The sequence below is a fragment of the Actinacidiphila bryophytorum genome, assembly GCF_016916835.1.
Classification (GTDB): domain Bacteria; phylum Actinomycetota; class Actinomycetes; order Streptomycetales; family Streptomycetaceae; genus Actinacidiphila; species Actinacidiphila bryophytorum.
Window position 1 is genome coordinate 103,221 of record NZ_JAFFIX010000011.1, and the last position, 16,764, is coordinate 119,984.

The following is a 16,764-nucleotide window of genomic DNA, read 5'->3' on the forward strand; positions in this document are numbered from 1 at the left end:
ACAAGATCAGACCCTACAAGCAGGGTCCGTCCCCGGCTCTCGAATACGTCAACGTCCGAGTGCTACCCCGTTGATTCCCGGTTCTGGCCCGTTTCAGCCGCCGGAGAGGATGCGAACCAGGTCCTCGGCCGTGCGGCAGCGGTCCAGCAGCTCTTTCACGTGGTTGCGGGTGCCGCGCAGCGGCTCCAGGGTGGGCACCCGTTGCAGGGAGTCACGGCCGGGCAGGTCGAAGATGACCGAGTCCCAGGAGGCGGCGGCGACGTCGTCCGCGTACTGTTCGAGGCAGCGGCCGCGGAAGTACGCCCTGGTGTCCTCAGGGGGCTTGGTGGCGGCCCTGAGGGTCTCCTGCTCGTCCAGCAGCCGCTTGATGCGGCCGCGGGCCACCAGGCGGTTGTAGAGGCCCTTGTCGGGGCGCACGTCGGCGTACTGCAGGTCCACCAGCTGCAGCCGGGCCGCGTCCCAGCCCAGGTTGTCGCGGCGCCGGTAGCCCTCCAGGACCTCCAGCTTGGCGACCCAGTCCAGTTCGCCCGACAGGCTCATGGGGTCGGTCTCCAGCCGGTTGAGCACGTCCTCCCAGCGGGCCAGTACGTCCCTGGTCTGCGGGTCGGCGTCGGATCCGTACCGCTCCTCGGTGTACTTGCGGGCCAGCTCGTAGTACTCCATCTGGAGCTGGACGGCGGTGAGGGTGCGCCCGTTACGCAGTGTGACGAGCCGTTGCAGGCCGGGGTCGTGCGAGACGTCGTGCAGGGTGCGGACCGGCTGGTCCACCGCCAGGTCCACCTTGATGAAGCCGTCCTCGATCATCGACAGCACCAGGGCGGTGGTGCCGAGCTTGAGGTAGGTGGAGATCTCCGACAGGTTGGCGTCGCCGATGATCACATGCAGCCTGCGGTACTTCTCGGCGTCGGAGTGCGGTTCGTCGCGGGTGTTGATGATGGGGCGCTTGAGGGTGGTCTCCAGGCCGACCTCGACCTCGAAGTAGTCCGCCCGCTGACTGAGCTGGAAGCCGTGCTCGTGGCCGTCCTGGCCGATGCCGACCCTTCCTGCGCCGGTGACCACCTGGCGGGAGACGAAGAAGGGCGTGAGGTGCCTGACGATGTCGGAGAACGGCGTCTCGCGCTTCATCAGGTAGTTCTCGTGGGTGCCGTAGGAGGCGCCCTTGTTGTCGGTGTTGTTCTTGTACAGGTGGATGGGCTGGGCGCCCGGCAGCTGGGCGGCGCGCAGTGCGGCCTCGGCCATGATGCGCTCGCCCGCCTTGTCCCACAGCACCGCGTCCCGCGGGTTGGTGATCTCGGGGGACGAGTACTCGGGGTGGGCGTGGTCCACGTAGAGCCGGGCGCCGTTGGTGAGGATGACGTTGGCCAGGCCGATGTCCTCGTCGGTGAGCTGGGTGGAGTCCGCCGCGTCCCGTGCGAGATCGAAGCCGCGGGCGTCCCGCAGCGGGTTCTCCTCCTCGAAGTCCCAGCGGGCGCGGCGCGCTCGGTGCATCGCCGCCGCGTAAGCGTTGACGATCTGGGACGAGGTGAGCATGGCATTGGCGTTCGGGTGGCCGGGGACGGAGATCCCGTACTCCGTCTCGATGCCCATTACTCGCCGTACGGTCATGCGGCCCTCCTTGCCCGGCTCCGGCCCGTGCGGGCCGGAAAACACACCGGCTGCGGGTACCCGCTGTCGGGACCCGCAGCCGGAGGGTAGTGCTTACAGATACTGTCCGGTGTTCGCCACGGTGTCGATGGAGCGTCCCGTGTCGGCACCCTGCTTTCCGGTCACCAGGGTGCGGATGAACACGATCCGCTCGCCCTTCTTGCCGGAGATCCGCGCCCAGTCGTCGGGGTTGGTGGTGTTCGGCAGGTCCTCGTTCTCCTTGAACTCGTCGACGCAGGCCGCCAGCAGGTGGGACACGCGCATCCCGCGCTGGTCGTGGTCGAGGAAGGCCTTGATGGCCATCTTCTTGGCCCGGTCCACGATGTTCTGGATCATCGCTCCCGAGTTGAAGTCCTTGAAGTACAGGACCTCCTTGTCACCGTTGGCGTAGGTGACCTCGAGGAAGCGGTTCTCCTCGGTCTCGGAGTACATCCGCTCGACCACGGACTGGATCATGGCGTCCACGGTGGCCGCCTTCGACCCGCCGTGCTCTGCCAGGTCCTCGCCGTGCAGCGGCAGGCTGTCGACCAGGTACTTCGAGAAGATGTCCTTGGCCGCCTCGGCGTCGGGACGCTCGATCTTGATCTTCACGTCCAGCCGGCCGGGGCGCAGGATCGCCGGGTCGATCATGTCCTCGCGGTTGGAGGCGCCGATGACGATGACGTTCTCCAGGCCCTCGACACCGTCGATCTCGGCGAGCAGCTGCGGGACGATGGTGTTCTCCACGTCCGAGCTGACGCCGCTGCCGCGGGTGCGGAACAGCGACTCCATCTCGTCGAAGAAGACGATGACCGGGGTGCCCTCGCTGGCCTTCTCCCTGGCCCGCTGGAAGACCAGGCGGATCTGCCGCTCGGTCTCGCCGACGTACTTGTTCAGCAGCTCGGGGCCCTTGATGTTCAGGAAGTAGCTCTTGCCCTGCGGCTGGCCGGTGACCTCGGCGACCTTCTTGGCCAGCGAGTTGGCGACCGCCTTGGCGATGAGCGTCTTGCCGCATCCGGGCGGGCCGTAGAGCAGGACGCCCTTGGGCGGGCGCAGTTCGTACTCCTTGAACAGGTCGGCGTGCAGGTAGGGCAGTTCCACCGCGTCGCGGATCTGCTCGATCTGGTTGCCGAGGCCGCCGATCTGGCGGTAGTCGATGTCGGGGACCTCTTCGAGGACCAGCTCCTCGACCTCGCTCTTGGGCACGCGTTCGTAGACGTAGCCGGAGCGGGGTTCGAGCAGCAGGGCGTCGCCGGTGCGCAGGGTGCCGTCGAGCAGCGGTTCCGCGAGCCGGACCACCCGCTCCTCGTCGGTGTGCCCGATCACCAGGGCGCGCTCGCCGTCCTCCAGGATCTCCTTGAGCGTGACGATGTCGCCGACCCGCTCGAATTCCATCGCCTCGACCACGTTGAGCGCTTCGTTGAGCATCAGCTCCTGTCCGCGCCTGAGGTCGTCGAGGTCGACCGACGGGCTCACGTTCACCCGGAGCTTGCGCCCGCCGGTGAAGATGTCCGCCGTGCCGTCGTCGTTGGCCTGCAGGAAGACGCCGAAGCCCGCCGGTGGCTGCGCGAGCCGGTCGACCTCCTCCTTGAGGGCCACGATCTGGTCGCGGGCCTCGCGCAGGGTGCTCGCCAGCCGTTCGTTCTGCGCTGACACGCCGGACAGGTTGGTCTGCAGCTCGACGATCCGCTCTTCGAGAATCCTCGTGTGCCGCGGAGAGTCGGCGAGCTTGCGTCGCAGGACGGCGATCTCCTGCTCAAGAAAGGCGACCTGGCTCATGGGGTCTTCCGAACCACGAGCGGGTCGGCCGCCACGGTTGATGTCGTCGTCGTGGGCCGCCACGGTCCTCACCTCCTCCAAGGGGAGCTGGACGTTTCCAGACCCTACCTGGGCCGGTGGGGGTTGAAACCCCTAGATCACAAAGACGATCGCGGTGTGTCCGATCTTCACCCTTGCGTACGTCCCTCCGCCACTGAGATACCCACCCGGCATGCCCGGAAAGCCGCCGGTTGTATCGTCGATTCGGTCAACAGCCGGACAGGGCGGTTGCTTCCCGAACGACCAACGGCAGGGATGAGTTTCCGTGAGCAACGAGACGGCCGAAGCGCTTGAGGTCTGGATCGATCAGGACCTGTGCACGGGCGACGGGATCTGCGTGCAGTACGCGCCGGAGGTGTTCGAGCTGGACATCGACGGCCTCGCCTATGTGAAGGGTGAGGACGACGAGCTGCGGCAGACCCCTGGTGCCACGGTACTCGTCCCGGTGCCTTTGCTGCGGGATGTGGTGGATTCGGCCAAGGAGTGCCCGGGCGACTGCATCCATGTGCGGCGGGTCGCCGACCGCGTCGAGGTGTACGGCCCCGACGCGGAGTGACCGCGCCCGGCCGGCGGCCCGGCGGGGTCAGACGGTGTTGCCCGCCGGTCCCGGCAGGGCCACATAGCGGTCGCCGCGCCACTCCCATGAGTAGCTGCGGCTCAGGTCAGGGCAGCACTGCGGCACCTGGTCGGAGGAGAAGCCCAGCACGGTGGCCTTGAGGATGCGCCCCTCCAGCCGGAAGTTGCCGATCTGCCGGTTGTCCTCGGGTTTGACCAGTGTCACGGCGATCCGCGGCGGGCCGCCCGGGGCCTTGGGCGCGGACAGCACGTAGACGCCGCTGGGCGGGGTGCCGGTCTCGGTGTGGCAGCGCACCACGACGGCCGTCTCGGGGCGGCCGTCGCCGTCGAGGTCGCCGGAGACCTTGCTGATCACGTCGGTCGGCATGCCGTCCGCGCACTTCAGCGGGTAGCTGGCCGCGTCCGGGTCGGGGGGCGCGACGGGGGCCGCGGGGGCGCCGCCGGCCGCGGCAGAGGGACTGCCGGCGGCTGCGGGCTTGCCGGGCGAGGCGTCGGCGGGCTGGACCAGCGCCACCGCGGCGACGACGGCGCCGAGGGCCGCGGCCGTACTGATCCAGTGGACACCGCGGGTGCGGGTGTGCGGGAGGCCCTGGCCTGCGGACTGCTGCACTCGCCTGGCTCCTGGGGTCGGTCGGCGGGGTGTGGCCAGCATGGTGCCATACGTCACACCGGCCGGGAACACGGGGGGCGGATACGCGCGGCTACCGCGGCTGCCGCCCGCGGGCGGTGCGGCGGCGGGCGCGGGCCGCGACGAAGCCGCCGCCGCTTTGTCGGGAACGGACAAAACGGCGGCGGCATGGTGAAGTTGGCCGAAACCACCCGGTCGTCCGGGGGTCCGGTGCTGCGGGACGGAGGGCTAGGCCGTGGCACCGCCTGAGGCGCTGCCGGGCCCGGTGTAGTCCTCGCCGTAGGCGCCCTTGGCGGGCCGGCGGCGGCGCAGCGGCGGCTCGACGCCGTCGGCGAGCCGGCGGGCGGTGAGCAGGAAGCCGGTGTGGCCGATCATCCGGTGGTCGGGGCGGACGGCGAGGCCCTCGACGTGCCAGGTACGGACCATGGTCTCCCAGGCGGCCGGCTCGTTGAAGCTGCCGTGCTCCCTGATCGCCTCGACGGTACGCGCCAGCTGCGTCGTGGTGGCCACGTACGCGCACAGGATGCCGCCGGGCACCAGAGCCTTGGCGACCGGCTCCAGGCACTCCCAGGGGGCGAGCATGTCGAGGATGACGCGGTCCACGTCGGTGTCCGACAGGTGGTCCTGGAGGTCGCCGACGGTGAGCTGCCAGGCCGGGTGGGGGCCGCCGAAGTAGCGCTCCACGTTCTGGGTGGCGATCTCGGCGAAGTCCGCGCGGCGCTCGTAGCTGTGCAGCATGCCGTGGTCGCCGATGGCCCGCAGCAGGAAGCTGCTCAGCGACCCGGAGCCGACGCCGGCCTCGACCACCCTGGCGCCGGCGAAGATGTCGGCCATCGCGAGGATCTGCCCCGCGTCCTTGGGGTAGACCACGGCGGCGCCGCGGGGCATGGACAGGACGTAGTCGGGGAGCAGCGGGCGCAGCGCGAGGTAGGCGACGTTTCCCGTGGTACGGACCACGCTGCCCTCGGGAGCACCGATCAGCTCGTCGTGCGGGAAGGCACCCTTGTGGGTGTGGAACTGCTTCCCGGCTTCGAGCGTGAAGGTGTAGTGGCGTCCCTTGGGGTCGGTGAGCTGGACCTGGTCCCCGACTCTGAATGGCCCGCGTCGGCGGGCGGCACCGGTCGGTTCGGACATGGGATCACCTTATCGGGCTTTTCCCGCTGCCCGGTTCGCACCCCGGGCGCTCAGGACGGCCGCGACATCGCCGCCAGGAAGGCCTTCTCGACGTCGGTGGTGGACAGCACCCCGAAGATCTCCCCGGTCGGCTCGACCACCAGGTACTCGGTGGACGGGGTGGCCCGCAGGGTGTCCAGGAGGGCTTCGCCTGCGAGTTCCGCGGAGACCCGCATGCCGGGGGTGAGGTCCTGGGCCAGGCCGCTGACCGCGACCCAGGGGCGGCGGTGCTCGGGGACGGTGACGATCGCCGACTCGCGCACCAGGGCCGTGGGGGCGCCGCGGCCGTCGACGACGACCAGCGCCCTGGCGCCGGCCTCGTGGGCGCGGCGCAGCGCCTCGGACAGGGGGGTGTCGGAGGCCACCGGCACGGCCCTGCGGGTCAAGGTGCGGGCCTGCAGGTCGGGCAGCCGCTCGCGCAGCCTGGCCATCCGCAGGCTGTTGCCCGCGCCGGTCCAGATGATGGCGGCCAGGATCGCGGCGAGCAGCGCGTCGGTGAGCGAGTCGAAGCCGCTGCCGCCGTCGCCGCCGCTTCGGGCGTAGGAGAGCATCGGCAGTCCGACGAGCACCGCGAGTGCGAGGCCGCGGCCGACCCAGGCCGCGGCCACCGTGCCGGTCATCGCCTTGCCGCTGATCTTCCAGACCACGGCCCGCAGCATCCGGCCGCCGTCCAGCGGCAGCCCGGGCAGGAAGTTGAAGATCGCAACGATCAGGTTGCTGATCATCAGCCCGGCGAGCAGTACCCCCGGCACCGTCCCGGACTCCACGAGCTGCATCCCGCCGAAGAAGACCCCGGCGAGCACCAGTGACAGCAGCGGCCCGACGAAGGCCAGCACGAATTCCCTGCCCGGTGTGTCGGACTCCTTCTCGATCTCCGAGACGCCGCCGAAGAACTGCAGCTGGATGCGCCGCACGGGCAGCTTGAACCGCAGGGCCGCCACCGTGTGCGCCAGCTCGTGCACCAGCACGGAGCCGTAGAAGGCCACCGCGAAGAACAGCGACACCAGGTAGCGGACCCCGCCCAGCTCCGGCAGGACGGTGTCGAGCTGGTCGCCGAAGACCCAGGTGATCAGGGCCGCGACCAGGAACCAGCTGGGCGCCACGTAGATGGGCACACCGAAGAAGCGGCCCATCAGGATGCCGCCGCCGGGCTCCCGCGCGGAAGTGCCGGGGTCGCCGTTCTGGCCAGGGGCGTCGCTCTTCCGGGACGGCGGCCGACCGCTCTCGCTCACTGCTTCCCCTCGTTCGGATACGGACCTCGCACCGTTCGTGCGGATCGAGGCCTTGATGCCATGCTATTGCGCCGTTACGCCCGGCGGGCACCGGCTTGTCAGTGCCAGGCCGTAGGGTCGTGCCCCATGGGGACCAGCATCGAGAGCATTCCGCCGCGGCCGCCGTCGTCGCTGTCGCCGTCGCGGGCCGCCGACTTCATGCGCTGCCCGCTGCTGTACCGGCTGCGGGTGATCGACCGGCTGCCGGAGAAGCCGAGCCTGGCGGCGACACGCGGCACGGTGGTCCATGCGGTGCTCGAGCGGCTCTTCGACGCGCCGGCGGCCGAGCGGACCGCCTCGCGGGCCAGGGACCTGGTGCCGGGTGAGTGGCAGCGGCTGCTGGCCGCGCGGCCCGAGCTGTCGGTGCTCTTCGACGCGGCGGACCCGGGGGCGCTCGCGGGCTGGCTGGACAGTGCCCGCGCCCTGGTGGACCGCTGGTTCACCCTGGAGGACCCGACGCGGCTGGAGCCGGCCGAGCGCGAGCTGTACGTGGAGACGGTGCTGGAGTCCGGGCTGACGCTGCGCGGCTACGTCGACCGGCTGGACGTCGCGCCGGCGACCGGCGACCTGCGGGTGGTGGACTACAAGACCGGCAAGGCCCCGCGCCCGGAGTATGCGGACGAGCCGATGTTCCAGATGTCCTTCTACGCCCTGGTGCTGTGGCGGCTGCGCGGTGTGGTGCCGCGCAGGCTGCAACTGGTGTATCTGGGCAGCGGGGACGTGCTGACGTACGACCCGTCGGAGGCGGACCTGCTGCGCACCGAGCGCAAGCTGCTGGCGCTGTGGGAGGCGATCAGGGCGGCGACGGAGTCCGGTGACTGGCGGCCGCGCCGCACCCCGCTGTGCGGCTGGTGCGACCACCAGGCGGTCTGTCCCGAATTCGGGGGGACTCCCCCGCCGTATCCGCTGGCGGCAATAGCCGGTGGGCCGCCCCTGGTGGGCGAGAATAGCCGCGTCTAGCGAAGACGGAGGAGTACCCGTGGCGATCCGCGTCCTGCTGGTGGACGATCAGCCCCTGCTGCGTACCGGTTTCCGGATGATCCTGGAGGCCGAGCCCGACCTGATGGTGGTCGGTGAGGCCGGGGACGGCCAGCAGGCGCTGGACCAGGTGCGGGCGCTGCAGCCCGACGTGGTGCTGATGGACATCCGGATGCCGCGGATGGACGGTGTGGAGGCCACCCGGCAGATCACAGGACCCGACCGCTCGGGGCCGGCCAAGGTGCTGGTGCTGACCACCTTCGACCTCGACGAGTACGTGATCGAGGCGCTGCGGGCCGGTGCGAGCGGCTTCCTGCTCAAGGACGCCCCTGCGGCGGAGCTGGTGCAGGCGATCAGGGTGGTGGCGGCCGGCGAGGCGATGCTCGCGCCGAGCATCACCCGGCGGCTGCTGGACAAGTACGCGGGCCGGCTGCCGTCGGGTGACGAGTCGGTGCCGCAGCCGCTGCACACCCTGACCGAGCGGGAGGTCGAGGTGCTGCGGCTGGTGGCCCGCGGTCTGTCGAACGCGGAGATCGCCGCCGAGCTGTTCGTCTCGGAGACCACCGTCAAGACCCATGTGGGGCACGTGCTGACCAAGCTGGGCCTGCGCGACCGGGTGCAGGCGGCGGTGTACGCGTACGAGAGCGGCCTGGTGCGCCCCGGCGCGAGCTGACTCCCCCGCTGCGACAGCGACGCCGCTGCCCGCCGGACACACATCCGGCGGGCAGCGGCGTCGCGTGGCGGCGGCGGTGTCAGCTCTTGCCGCGGCCCAGCTCCCAGAACTGGGTGGTGGTGGAGGAGTTCAGCGCCCACTCCACACCGGTGATGTCACTGCGGGCGGCGATGTACTGCTTGCCCTGCCACAGCGGCAGCATCGGCACGTCCGCGGCGATCAGGTTCTGCGCCTTGGTGAAGTCCGCAGTGGTCGCACCGCGCTCGGCCTGCCGCCGGGTGGCCGGCAGCAGGGTGTTCTCGATGGTCTTGTTGTTGTAGGCCAGGTTGAGGAAGTTGTCCTTGTCGAAGAAGGGCGCGATGTAGTTGTCCGGGTCCGGGAAGTCCGGCAGCCAGCTGATGGCGAAGACGTCGTACTCGCGCTGGGAGGCCTTCTTCAGGAAGGTGTTCCACTGCTCGTCCTTGGTCGCGACGTCGAACAGCCCGCTCGCGTTGAGCTGGGCGGCGATCGCCTCGGCCTCGGCCTTGTTCATGGTGCCGCCGGTGTCGCGGCGGTAGTTGATGGTCACCGAGACCTTGTCGGTGATGCCGGCGTTGCGCAGGTCGGCCTTGGCCAGCGGGACCGAGGGGTCCTTGTAGGTGTTGTAGAAGGAGTTGGTGTGGGTGGTGATGCCCTGCGGGATCACCGAGTACAGCGGGTCCGCGGTGCGCTTGTAGACGTCGCGGGTGATCGCCTGCCGGTCGATGAGCTGGGCCATCGCCTTGCGCACGGCGACGTTCTTCAGCGAGGGCGCCTCGGTGTTCAGGAACAGGTAGCGGGCCTCGCCGCCGGGCGACTCGGTGAGCTTGACCTCGGGGTCGTTGCTGCTGAGCAGGGTGCCGATCTGGTCCGGGCTGAGGGTGCGGGCCATGACGTCGATCTGGCCGGAGCGCAGCGCGGACTCCATCTTGTGCGAGTCGGCGAACAGCTTCAGCTCGATGGCACCGTTGTTGACCTTCAGGGTGCCGCCGTAGTTGGTGTTCTTGCTGAACTCGCCCTGCTTGGCCTGGACGAAGGAGTCCATGGTGTACGGGCCGGAGCCGATCAGGTGGAAGCCGTTGTAGGGCTTGTCCGGCGAGTAGACCTTCTTGTCCACGATCGCCGCGGCCGGGGTGGCGAGCTTGGCGGGGAAGGTCGCGTCGGGCGCCTTGAGGTGGAAGACGACGGTCTTGTCGTCGGGGGCGTCCACCGACTTCACACCGGATATCAGCGAGGCGGGACCGGTCGGCCAGTTGATCTTCTGCATCCGGTCGACCGAGAACTTCACGTCCTGCGCGGTCAGCGGGTCGCCGTTGGAGAACTTCTGGTTCTCCCGCATCGTGCACTGGTACGTCAGCACGCTGACGTCGGTGTAGTGACAGTCCTTGGCCGCGTCCGGCGTCGGGGTGGTGCTGCCGCGCTGGTAGGTCAGCAGCATCTGGAAGGTGTTGTAGAAGATGTTCCAGGTGGCGCTGTCGTACGAGGTGGCGGGATCGAGCGGCGCCGGGTTGTCCTTGGTCAGCTCGATGCTGTCGGTGGTGCCGACGACGATGGCCTTGCCGCCACCGCTCCCCCCGCCGGAACCGCCGCACCCGGTGAGCAGAGGTGTCATCACGCCCAGCAGGGCGGGCAGCACCAGAAGCTTGCGGTTCATCGTCGTCGTTCTCCTCTTGTTCCTGCTCATGTACCGGTGGTGCTCCCGACGGGCTCGCGCAGATGGCAGGCCACCTGTACGCCGGTGGCCGGGATCAGGCTCAGGCGCGGGTCCCGCGGTGGCGCGAACTCCACCACGGCCCGGCCGTTTTCGGCGTGCATCGTCACCACGCCGTGCCAGAACGGTTCACGCGGTTCGGCCTCCGAGGCTTCCTCGCGCAGGTGCCGGAGGTATTCCAACACATCTTCGGGCGTGTGGCCTCGGCCGGGTGCGATTGCGACACTGCTCTGCCCGTCGGCTGCCAGCGACTCGACGTCCGCGAAGAGCGATTTCTCCCGGGACGCGGCTTCGGGGGCCAGTTCCAGCCAGCGGTTCTCCAGCAGGGTGCGCAGGTCGCGGGCCTCCCAGCCGCAGGCGGCGACGGCCACCGGGCAGCGCGGGTGGAAGGCGCAGCCCATCGGCGGCCGGGCCGCGTCGGGGATCTCGCCGCGCGGCAGTTCGCGGGGCAGTGCGCGCTCCGGGTCGGGCTCGGGGATCGCCGCGAGCAGCGCCTCGGTGTAGGGGTGCTGCGGGTCGGCGAACACCTGCTCGGTGGGGCCGTACTCCACGATCCGGCCCAGGTACATGATGGCGATGGTGTCGCAGAAGAACTTCGCGCTGGCCAGGTCGTGCGTGACGTAGACGTAGGTCAGGTCCAGGTCGCGCTTGAGGTCCAGCATCAGCTGCAGGATCTTGGCGCGCACGCTCATGTCCAGCATGGAGATCGGCTCGTCGGCGACCAGCAGCTCCGGCTCGGCGATGATCGCCCGGGCCAGGACGGCGCGCTGCTTCTGCCCGCCGGACAGGTCGCCGGGGAACTTGCCGAGGTAGCGCTCGGGCGGGGTCAGGCCGACCCGCTCCAGCGCGTCGACGACCCTGGCCTCGTACTCCCGGTCGTCGGCGACCAGGTTGTGGATGCGCAAGGGGTGGCCGACGGCGGTGCGGATGTCCATGGCCGGGTTGAGCGAGGCGTGCGGGTCCTGGAAGACCATCTGCAGCCGGCGCCGCAGCGGGCGCAGGCCGCGCTCGCCCAGCGCGGTGATGTCCTGGCCGCGGTAGCTGACGCTGCCCGCGGTGGCCTTGGTCAGGCCGATCAGGGTGCGGCCCAGCGTGGTCTTGCCCGAGCCGGACTCGCCGACCAGGCCGAGGACCTCGCCCTTGCGCAGGGTCAGGTCGATGCCGTCGACGGCGCGGACCGCGCCGGCCGGGCCGCCGGAGAAGCGGCTGAACAGGCCGCCGCGCAGCCCGAAGTGCACTTCGAGGCCGGTGGCCTCCACCAGCGGCTCGCCGACCTGGGCGGCGGCTCCCTCGCCGGAGGGTTCGATGTCAGGCTTCGTCAGCAACGCTGATCTCCTCTACAGCGGCGAGCGGTTCGCGCCCGCCCGGTCCCAGCTCGTCCACCAGCGAGGGCTCGGCCTCGATCGCCTGCTGCCAGCAGGCGCTGACCACCCCGGTCGGCAGGACCACCTCGGGCGGCTCCACCGTGGCGCAGCCGCGCATCGCGACCGGGCAGCGGGGGTGGAAACGGCATCCCTGCGGGGGTTCCACCAGGTCCGGCGGGCTGCCGGGGATGTAGTGCAGCCCGGTGGTGGACAGCGAGATGGTGGAGCGCAGCAGCTCCCGGGTGTACGGGTGCTGCGGGTTGGCGAAGACCTCGCGGGCGTCGCCCTGTTCGACGATGTGGCCGGCGTACATCACGGCGACCCGGTCGCACGCCTCGGCGACGATACCGAGGTTGTGGGTGATGAGCACCAGTGAGGTGTCGAAGTTCTTCCGCAGGTCGGCGAGGATCTTGATGATCTGCGCCTCGACCAGTACGTCGAGTGCCGTGGTGGGCTCGTCGGCGACGATGAAGGCCGGCCGCAGCACCAGGGCGAGCGCGATCATGATGCGCTGCCGCATGCCGCCGGAGAACTCGTGCGGGTAGCTGCGGTAGCGGCTCTCGGGGATGCCCATGCCGCGCAGGGACTCCAGCGCACGGGTCCTGATCTCCTGCTTGGACAGGCCCTTCTCGTGGGAGCGCAGCGCCTCCTCGAAGTGCTGCGATATCCGCATGAGCGGGTTGAGCCGGGTCATCGGCTCCTGGAAGATCAGCCCGAGTTCCGGGCCGCGCAGCCGCTGGATCTCCTTGGCGGGCAGTCCGACGAGGTTGCGTCCCGCGCCGCCGGTGCTGCGCAGCACGACCTCTCCGTCGACGGCGGCCGCGGCCGGGGTCAGGCCGAGGACACCGCGGCCGAGGGTGGACTTGCCGCAGCCGGACTCGCCGACCAGGCCGAGGGTCTCGCCGGGCCGTACGTCGAAGGTGACGCCGTCCACGGCTCGTACCGGGCCGCGGTCGGTGCCGTACCAGACACGCAGGTCGCGGACGGACAGGACGGGTTCGGTCACTTGACGGCCTCACCTTCGGGAACGTCGGGCTGTGCGGGGGCCGTGACGGTACGGCGCGCGGTGTGGGCGGGCAGCAGCACCTTGCGGATGCGGCGGCGCCGCATGGTCGGGTTGAGCACGTCGTTGAGGCCTTCGCCGAGCAGCGTGAAGCCGAGGATGGCGATCACCATGGCCAGGCCCGGGTAGAGGCAGGTCCACCACATGCCGGCGTTGACGTCGTCGATGGCGCGGTCGAGGTCGTAGCCCCATTCGGCGGCCTCGGTGGGCTGGATGCCCAGGCCCAGGAAGCCCAGGCCGGCCAGCGTGCCGATGGCGTCGGCGGCGTTCATGGTGGTGATGACCGGCACCGACTGGATGACGTTGCCGAACAGGTACTTGCGGATCACCACCGAGGGCTTGGCGCCCATCGCCCTGGCGGCCTCCACGAAGGTGGCCTCCCTGGCGGACAGCGCGGAGGCGCGGACGACCCGGAAGTACTGCGGGATGTAGACCACGGTGATCGACAGGGCCGCGGTGACGACGCCGCCGCCGGAGATCCCGGAGAAGACGAAACCGGCCACGATCGCGAGCAGCAGGTAGGGGAAGGCGAAGAGCGCGTCCATCACCAGCACCAGGATGCGGTCGAGCCAGCCGCCGAAGTAGCCGGCGAGCAGGCCGAGCAGCACTCCGAGGATCAGCGAGAAGATCACCGCGAGCACCATCACCTCAAGGGCGGTGCGGGCGCCGTAGATGGTGCGGGAGAGCACGTCCAGGCTCTGCACGGTGGTGCCGAACCAGTGGTCGCCGTCGGGCGATCCCTGCTTGGGGAAGTTGTGGCCGTGGGCCTTGTAGGTGTCGAAGCTGTAGGGCGCGATCAGCGGCGCGAACAGCGCGGTGATCACGAACAGTGCGGAGATGACCGCGCCGGTCCACAGCATGAACTTCGGTACGCCGTGGGCCTCGCGGATCGCCGAGACGATGCGGCGCAGGCCGCCGAAGCGGGAGGCGGAAGCCGACACGGTGGGCTCGATCGGCCCGGTGGGGAGAGTCGTCGTGGCCATCAGTAGCGCACCCTCGGGTCGATCAGCGCGTTGACGAAGTCGATCAGCAGGCTGATCACGACGACGACCAGGGCGAAGACGGTGACGATGCCCTGGACCGCGACGTAGTCGCGCTGGTTGATGTAGTCGATCAGCTGGCGGCCGATACCGGGCCAGTTGAAGATCTTCTCGGTCAGCACCGCACCGCCGAGCAGCATGGCGACCTGCAGGCCGAGCACCGTGACGACCGGCACCAGGGCGTTGCGGAAGCCGTGCCGGGCGACGACGTGGCGCTCGCGCACCCCGCGGGCGCGGGCGGCCTCGATGTAGTCGCCCTGCAGCGACTGGATGAGGTTGATCCTGATCATCCGGATGAAGACGCCGACGATGAGCAGGCCGAGCGCGATCGACGGCAGCAGCAGGTGCTGGGCGATGTCGCCGACGGCGTCCCAGTCGCCGTCCAGTGCCGCGTCCAGGATCAGGATGTGCGTCTGGGTGGGCACGTTCAGCTGGATCAGCGGTGAGGCCTGCCCTGACGTCGAGCCGAAGGCGAGCATGAGCAGCGGTGCGGTGACGAACACCGGGGCCGCGTAGCTGACGGTGCTCGCCAGCCGGGCGACCACGTCGACCGGGCGGTCGCGGTAGCGGCCGGCCAGCAGGCCGACGGGTATGCCGATGACCGTGGCGAAGACCAGCGCACCGGCGGTCAGCGTCAGGGTGGCGCCGCCGTTCTCGATGATGATGTCGCGCACGCTGCGGCGGTCGGAGAAGGTGGTGCCGAAGTTCAGGGTGACCACCGATTTCAGGTAGTCCCAGAACTGCTGGTACAGCGGGGCGTCGAAGCCCGCCGCCTTGCGTCTCGCGGCGAGTTCCGCCGCGTTCAGCTTGCCGCCCTGCGACGCCGAGATCGGATCTCCCGGTGCCACCCGCATCATGACGAAGACCAGGATCAGCAGGATCAGGACCATGGGCACGGCGAGCGCGATCCGGGTGAGGATGTAGCGCCGCAGCGAGCCCGACTGCTTGCTCGTGTTGCTCATGCGGTGACTTTCCGGTGGCAGTCCGGTCTGGCCCGGACCGAGGACGGCGGGGTGCGGGGCGGGGGGGCCGCGTGCCGGGGCCGGCCCGCGGGGGATCACTCCCCCGCGGGCCGGCCGTCGGTCACTTGGTGCCGAGTTCGTAGAACCGGAACATCGTCGGGTCGAGGGCCTTGTCGGCGCCCGTGACCCCGTCGCGGACCACGACGGTCTGCTTGCCCTGCCACAGCGGGATGATCGGGACGTCCTCCGCCACGATCTTCTGGATCTCCGCGAAGGCCTGGTCGCGCACGGTCTTGTCGGTCGTGCCCTGCTCCTTGCTGAGCAGCGACAGGATCTGCGGGTTGACGTAGCCGGTGCCCAGGAAGGGCTCCTTGGTCAGGAACGGTGCGACGTCGTTGTCGGGGTCCGGCAGGTCGGGGAACCAGCCGATCATGTACGACGCGTACGTGTCGGACTTCTCGTCCTTCTGGTACTGCTGCCACTCGGTCGAGCTGAGCGTCACCTTGAACAGGCCGGTGGCCTCCAGCTGCCGCTTGATCGTGGTGGCCTCGTCCGCGGACTCGGCACCGTAGTGGCTGGGGGTCCAGGCGTAGGCGAGCTGCACCGGGGTGGTGATGCCGGCCGCGGTCAGCAGCGCCTTGGCCTTGGCGGTGTCCGGGGCGCCGTACTTGTCCTTGAAGGCCTCGGTGTGGCCCTCGATGCCGTTGCCGACCATCGAGTACAGCGGCGCCACGGTGTCGTCGTAGGCCTCCTTGGCGATGCCGGCCCGGTCGATGACCTGGGCGACGGCCTGCCGCACGGCCTTCTGGTCGGACGGCTTCACCTTGGCGTCGAAGACCATGTAGCGCTTCTGGGTGCCGGTGCCGTCGAGGACCTGGATGCCGGAGGTCTTCTTCAGGTCCTGGATGTCGGTGGGCGACAGGCTGCGGAAGGCGGCGGTCACCGTACCGTCCTTGACGGCCTGCTTGAGCGCGGACGGCTCGGAGAAGTACTGCAGCACGACCTGGCTGTTGTTCAGCTTGGCGGTGCCCTTGTACTTCGGGTTGGCCTTCAGCGAGGCCTGCTGCTTGGCCGTGTACTTGTCCAGCGTGTACGGGCCGGAGCCGATGATGCCCGAGCCGTCGAGCAGCTTGTCGGCCGGGAAGACCTTCTCGTCGACGATGGCGCCGGCGTCGGTGGCGAGTACCGAGGGGAAGGTCGAGTCGGGGTTCTTGATGTGGAAGACGACCGTGCCGGTGCCCGAGGTGGTGGTGTTGTCGAGGTTGGCCAGCAGGCTCGACGGGCCGTTCGGGGCGGCGATCTTGAGCATCCGGTCGAAGGTGAACTTCACCGACGCCGCGGTCAGCGGGTCGCCGTTGGAGAAGGTCAGACCGGGCTGCAGCTCGCAGGTGTAGGTCTTGGGGTCGGTGAAGGTGCAGCTCTTGGCCGCGTCCGGGGTCGGCGTGACGGCGCCGGTCTCGAAGTGCATCACCTTCTGGTAGACGCTGTCGACGATCTCCCAGGAGCCGTAGTCGTAAGCGCCCGCGGGGTCCAGCGAGGACACCGAGTCGGTGGTCCCCACGATCACGGCGCCGCCCTTGGCCCCGCCACCGCCGTTGTCGCCACTGCCTGACGAATTATCCTTTTTGCCACCGCACGCGGAGGCGCCGATGGCCAGGAAGGCCACGGCGGCTGCGGCGACGACACGCTTGTTTCGTGACATCCAGTGAATCCCCTTGCTCACATGCCGGTCGGTTGAGTCGGCATCGACCGTCGAGGACATTAGCGGGACGGCCGGGGGCCACTGGGACACGGAGTGATTGAGGGGACATTACATACCGGTAACAGGACGTTCACCTCCGATATGCGGACGTGTGGGCTATCGAC

At 69.6% G+C, this 16,764-nt stretch carries 14 protein-coding genes; 3 read left to right on the forward strand and 11 right to left on the reverse strand.

The annotated features are described in order from the left end of the window. Positions 1–93: 93 nt before the first annotated feature. Entirely contained in the window at positions 94–1,605 is a 1,512-nt protein-coding gene (gene dop / locus JT723_RS18165; protein WP_205045718.1) for a depupylase/deamidase Dop, read from the reverse strand. 93 nt (positions 1,606–1,698) lie between these two features. After that, positions 1,699–3,465 (reverse strand): proteasome ATPase, encoded by a 1,767-nt coding sequence (gene arc / locus JT723_RS18170; RefSeq protein ID WP_033178215.1) that lies wholly within the window; start codon positions 3,463–3,465, stop codon positions 1,699–1,701. A 241-nt stretch (positions 3,466–3,706) separates the two neighbouring features. Here arc and JT723_RS18175 point away from each other — a divergent pair, with 241 nt between their 5' ends. Continuing rightward, positions 3,707–3,997: a ferredoxin gene (locus JT723_RS18175; RefSeq protein WP_205045719.1), complete on the forward strand. Its 291-nt coding sequence runs from the start codon at positions 3,707–3,709 to the stop codon at positions 3,995–3,997. A gap of 27 nt (positions 3,998–4,024) precedes the next feature. Here JT723_RS18175 and JT723_RS18180 read toward each other — a convergent pair whose 3' ends face one another. The 3 genes from JT723_RS18180 to JT723_RS18190 form a co-directional block, all read right to left on the reverse strand. Continuing rightward, positions 4,025–4,627: a hypothetical protein gene (locus JT723_RS18180; protein ID WP_205045720.1), complete on the reverse strand. Its 603-nt coding sequence runs from the start codon at positions 4,625–4,627 to the stop codon at positions 4,025–4,027. A 246-nt stretch (positions 4,628–4,873) separates the two neighbouring features. Then, the gene (locus JT723_RS18185) at positions 4,874–5,779 is read right to left on the reverse strand and encodes a tRNA (adenine-N1)-methyltransferase (protein ID WP_205045721.1); all 906 of its coding nucleotides are present in this window, start codon (positions 5,777–5,779) and stop codon (positions 4,874–4,876) included. Between the two features lie 50 nt (positions 5,780–5,829). Then, complete coding sequence (locus JT723_RS18190) at positions 5,830–7,050, reverse strand: site-2 protease family protein (RefSeq protein WP_251513808.1); 1,221 nt, start codon at positions 7,048–7,050, stop codon at positions 5,830–5,832. A gap of 126 nt (positions 7,051–7,176) precedes the next feature. On the opposite strand from JT723_RS18190, the gene JT723_RS18195 reads away from it, so the two are divergent. Both JT723_RS18195 and JT723_RS18200 read left to right on the forward strand, forming a co-directional pair. Next, positions 7,177–8,049 (forward strand): RecB family exonuclease, encoded by an 873-nt coding sequence (locus JT723_RS18195; protein WP_205045722.1) that lies wholly within the window; start codon positions 7,177–7,179, stop codon positions 8,047–8,049. A 19-nt stretch (positions 8,050–8,068) separates the two neighbouring features. Then, entirely contained in the window at positions 8,069–8,740 is a 672-nt protein-coding gene (locus JT723_RS18200) for a response regulator (RefSeq protein WP_033178221.1), read from the forward strand. 79 nt (positions 8,741–8,819) lie between these two features. Here JT723_RS18200 and JT723_RS18205 read toward each other — a convergent pair whose 3' ends face one another. The 6 genes from JT723_RS18205 to JT723_RS18230 form a co-directional block, all read right to left on the reverse strand. After that, on the reverse strand, positions 8,820–10,412 hold the full coding sequence (locus JT723_RS18205) for an ABC transporter substrate-binding protein (RefSeq protein ID WP_205045723.1): 1,593 nt from the start codon (positions 10,410–10,412) through the stop codon (positions 8,820–8,822). 26 nt (positions 10,413–10,438) lie between these two features. Beyond that, complete coding sequence (locus tag JT723_RS18210; protein WP_205045724.1) at positions 10,439–11,794, reverse strand: oligopeptide/dipeptide ABC transporter ATP-binding protein; 1,356 nt, start codon at positions 11,792–11,794, stop codon at positions 10,439–10,441. After that, entirely contained in the window at positions 11,778–12,839 is a 1,062-nt protein-coding gene (locus tag JT723_RS18215; protein ID WP_205045725.1) for an ABC transporter ATP-binding protein, read from the reverse strand. The genes JT723_RS18210 and JT723_RS18215 overlap by 17 nt, the downstream gene beginning before the upstream one ends. Beyond that, positions 12,836–13,879: an ABC transporter permease gene (locus JT723_RS18220; protein WP_240165798.1), complete on the reverse strand. Its 1,044-nt coding sequence runs from the start codon at positions 13,877–13,879 to the stop codon at positions 12,836–12,838. The genes JT723_RS18215 and JT723_RS18220 overlap by 4 nt, the downstream gene beginning before the upstream one ends. Further along, on the reverse strand, positions 13,879–14,898 hold the full coding sequence (locus JT723_RS18225; protein WP_205045726.1) for an ABC transporter permease: 1,020 nt from the start codon (positions 14,896–14,898) through the stop codon (positions 13,879–13,881). Before JT723_RS18225 ends, JT723_RS18220 begins: the two co-directional genes overlap by 1 nt. 121 nt (positions 14,899–15,019) lie before the next feature. Then, on the reverse strand, positions 15,020–16,600 hold the full coding sequence (locus tag JT723_RS18230) for an ABC transporter substrate-binding protein (RefSeq protein ID WP_205045727.1): 1,581 nt from the start codon (positions 16,598–16,600) through the stop codon (positions 15,020–15,022). Between the last annotated feature and the right edge of the window lie 164 nt (positions 16,601–16,764).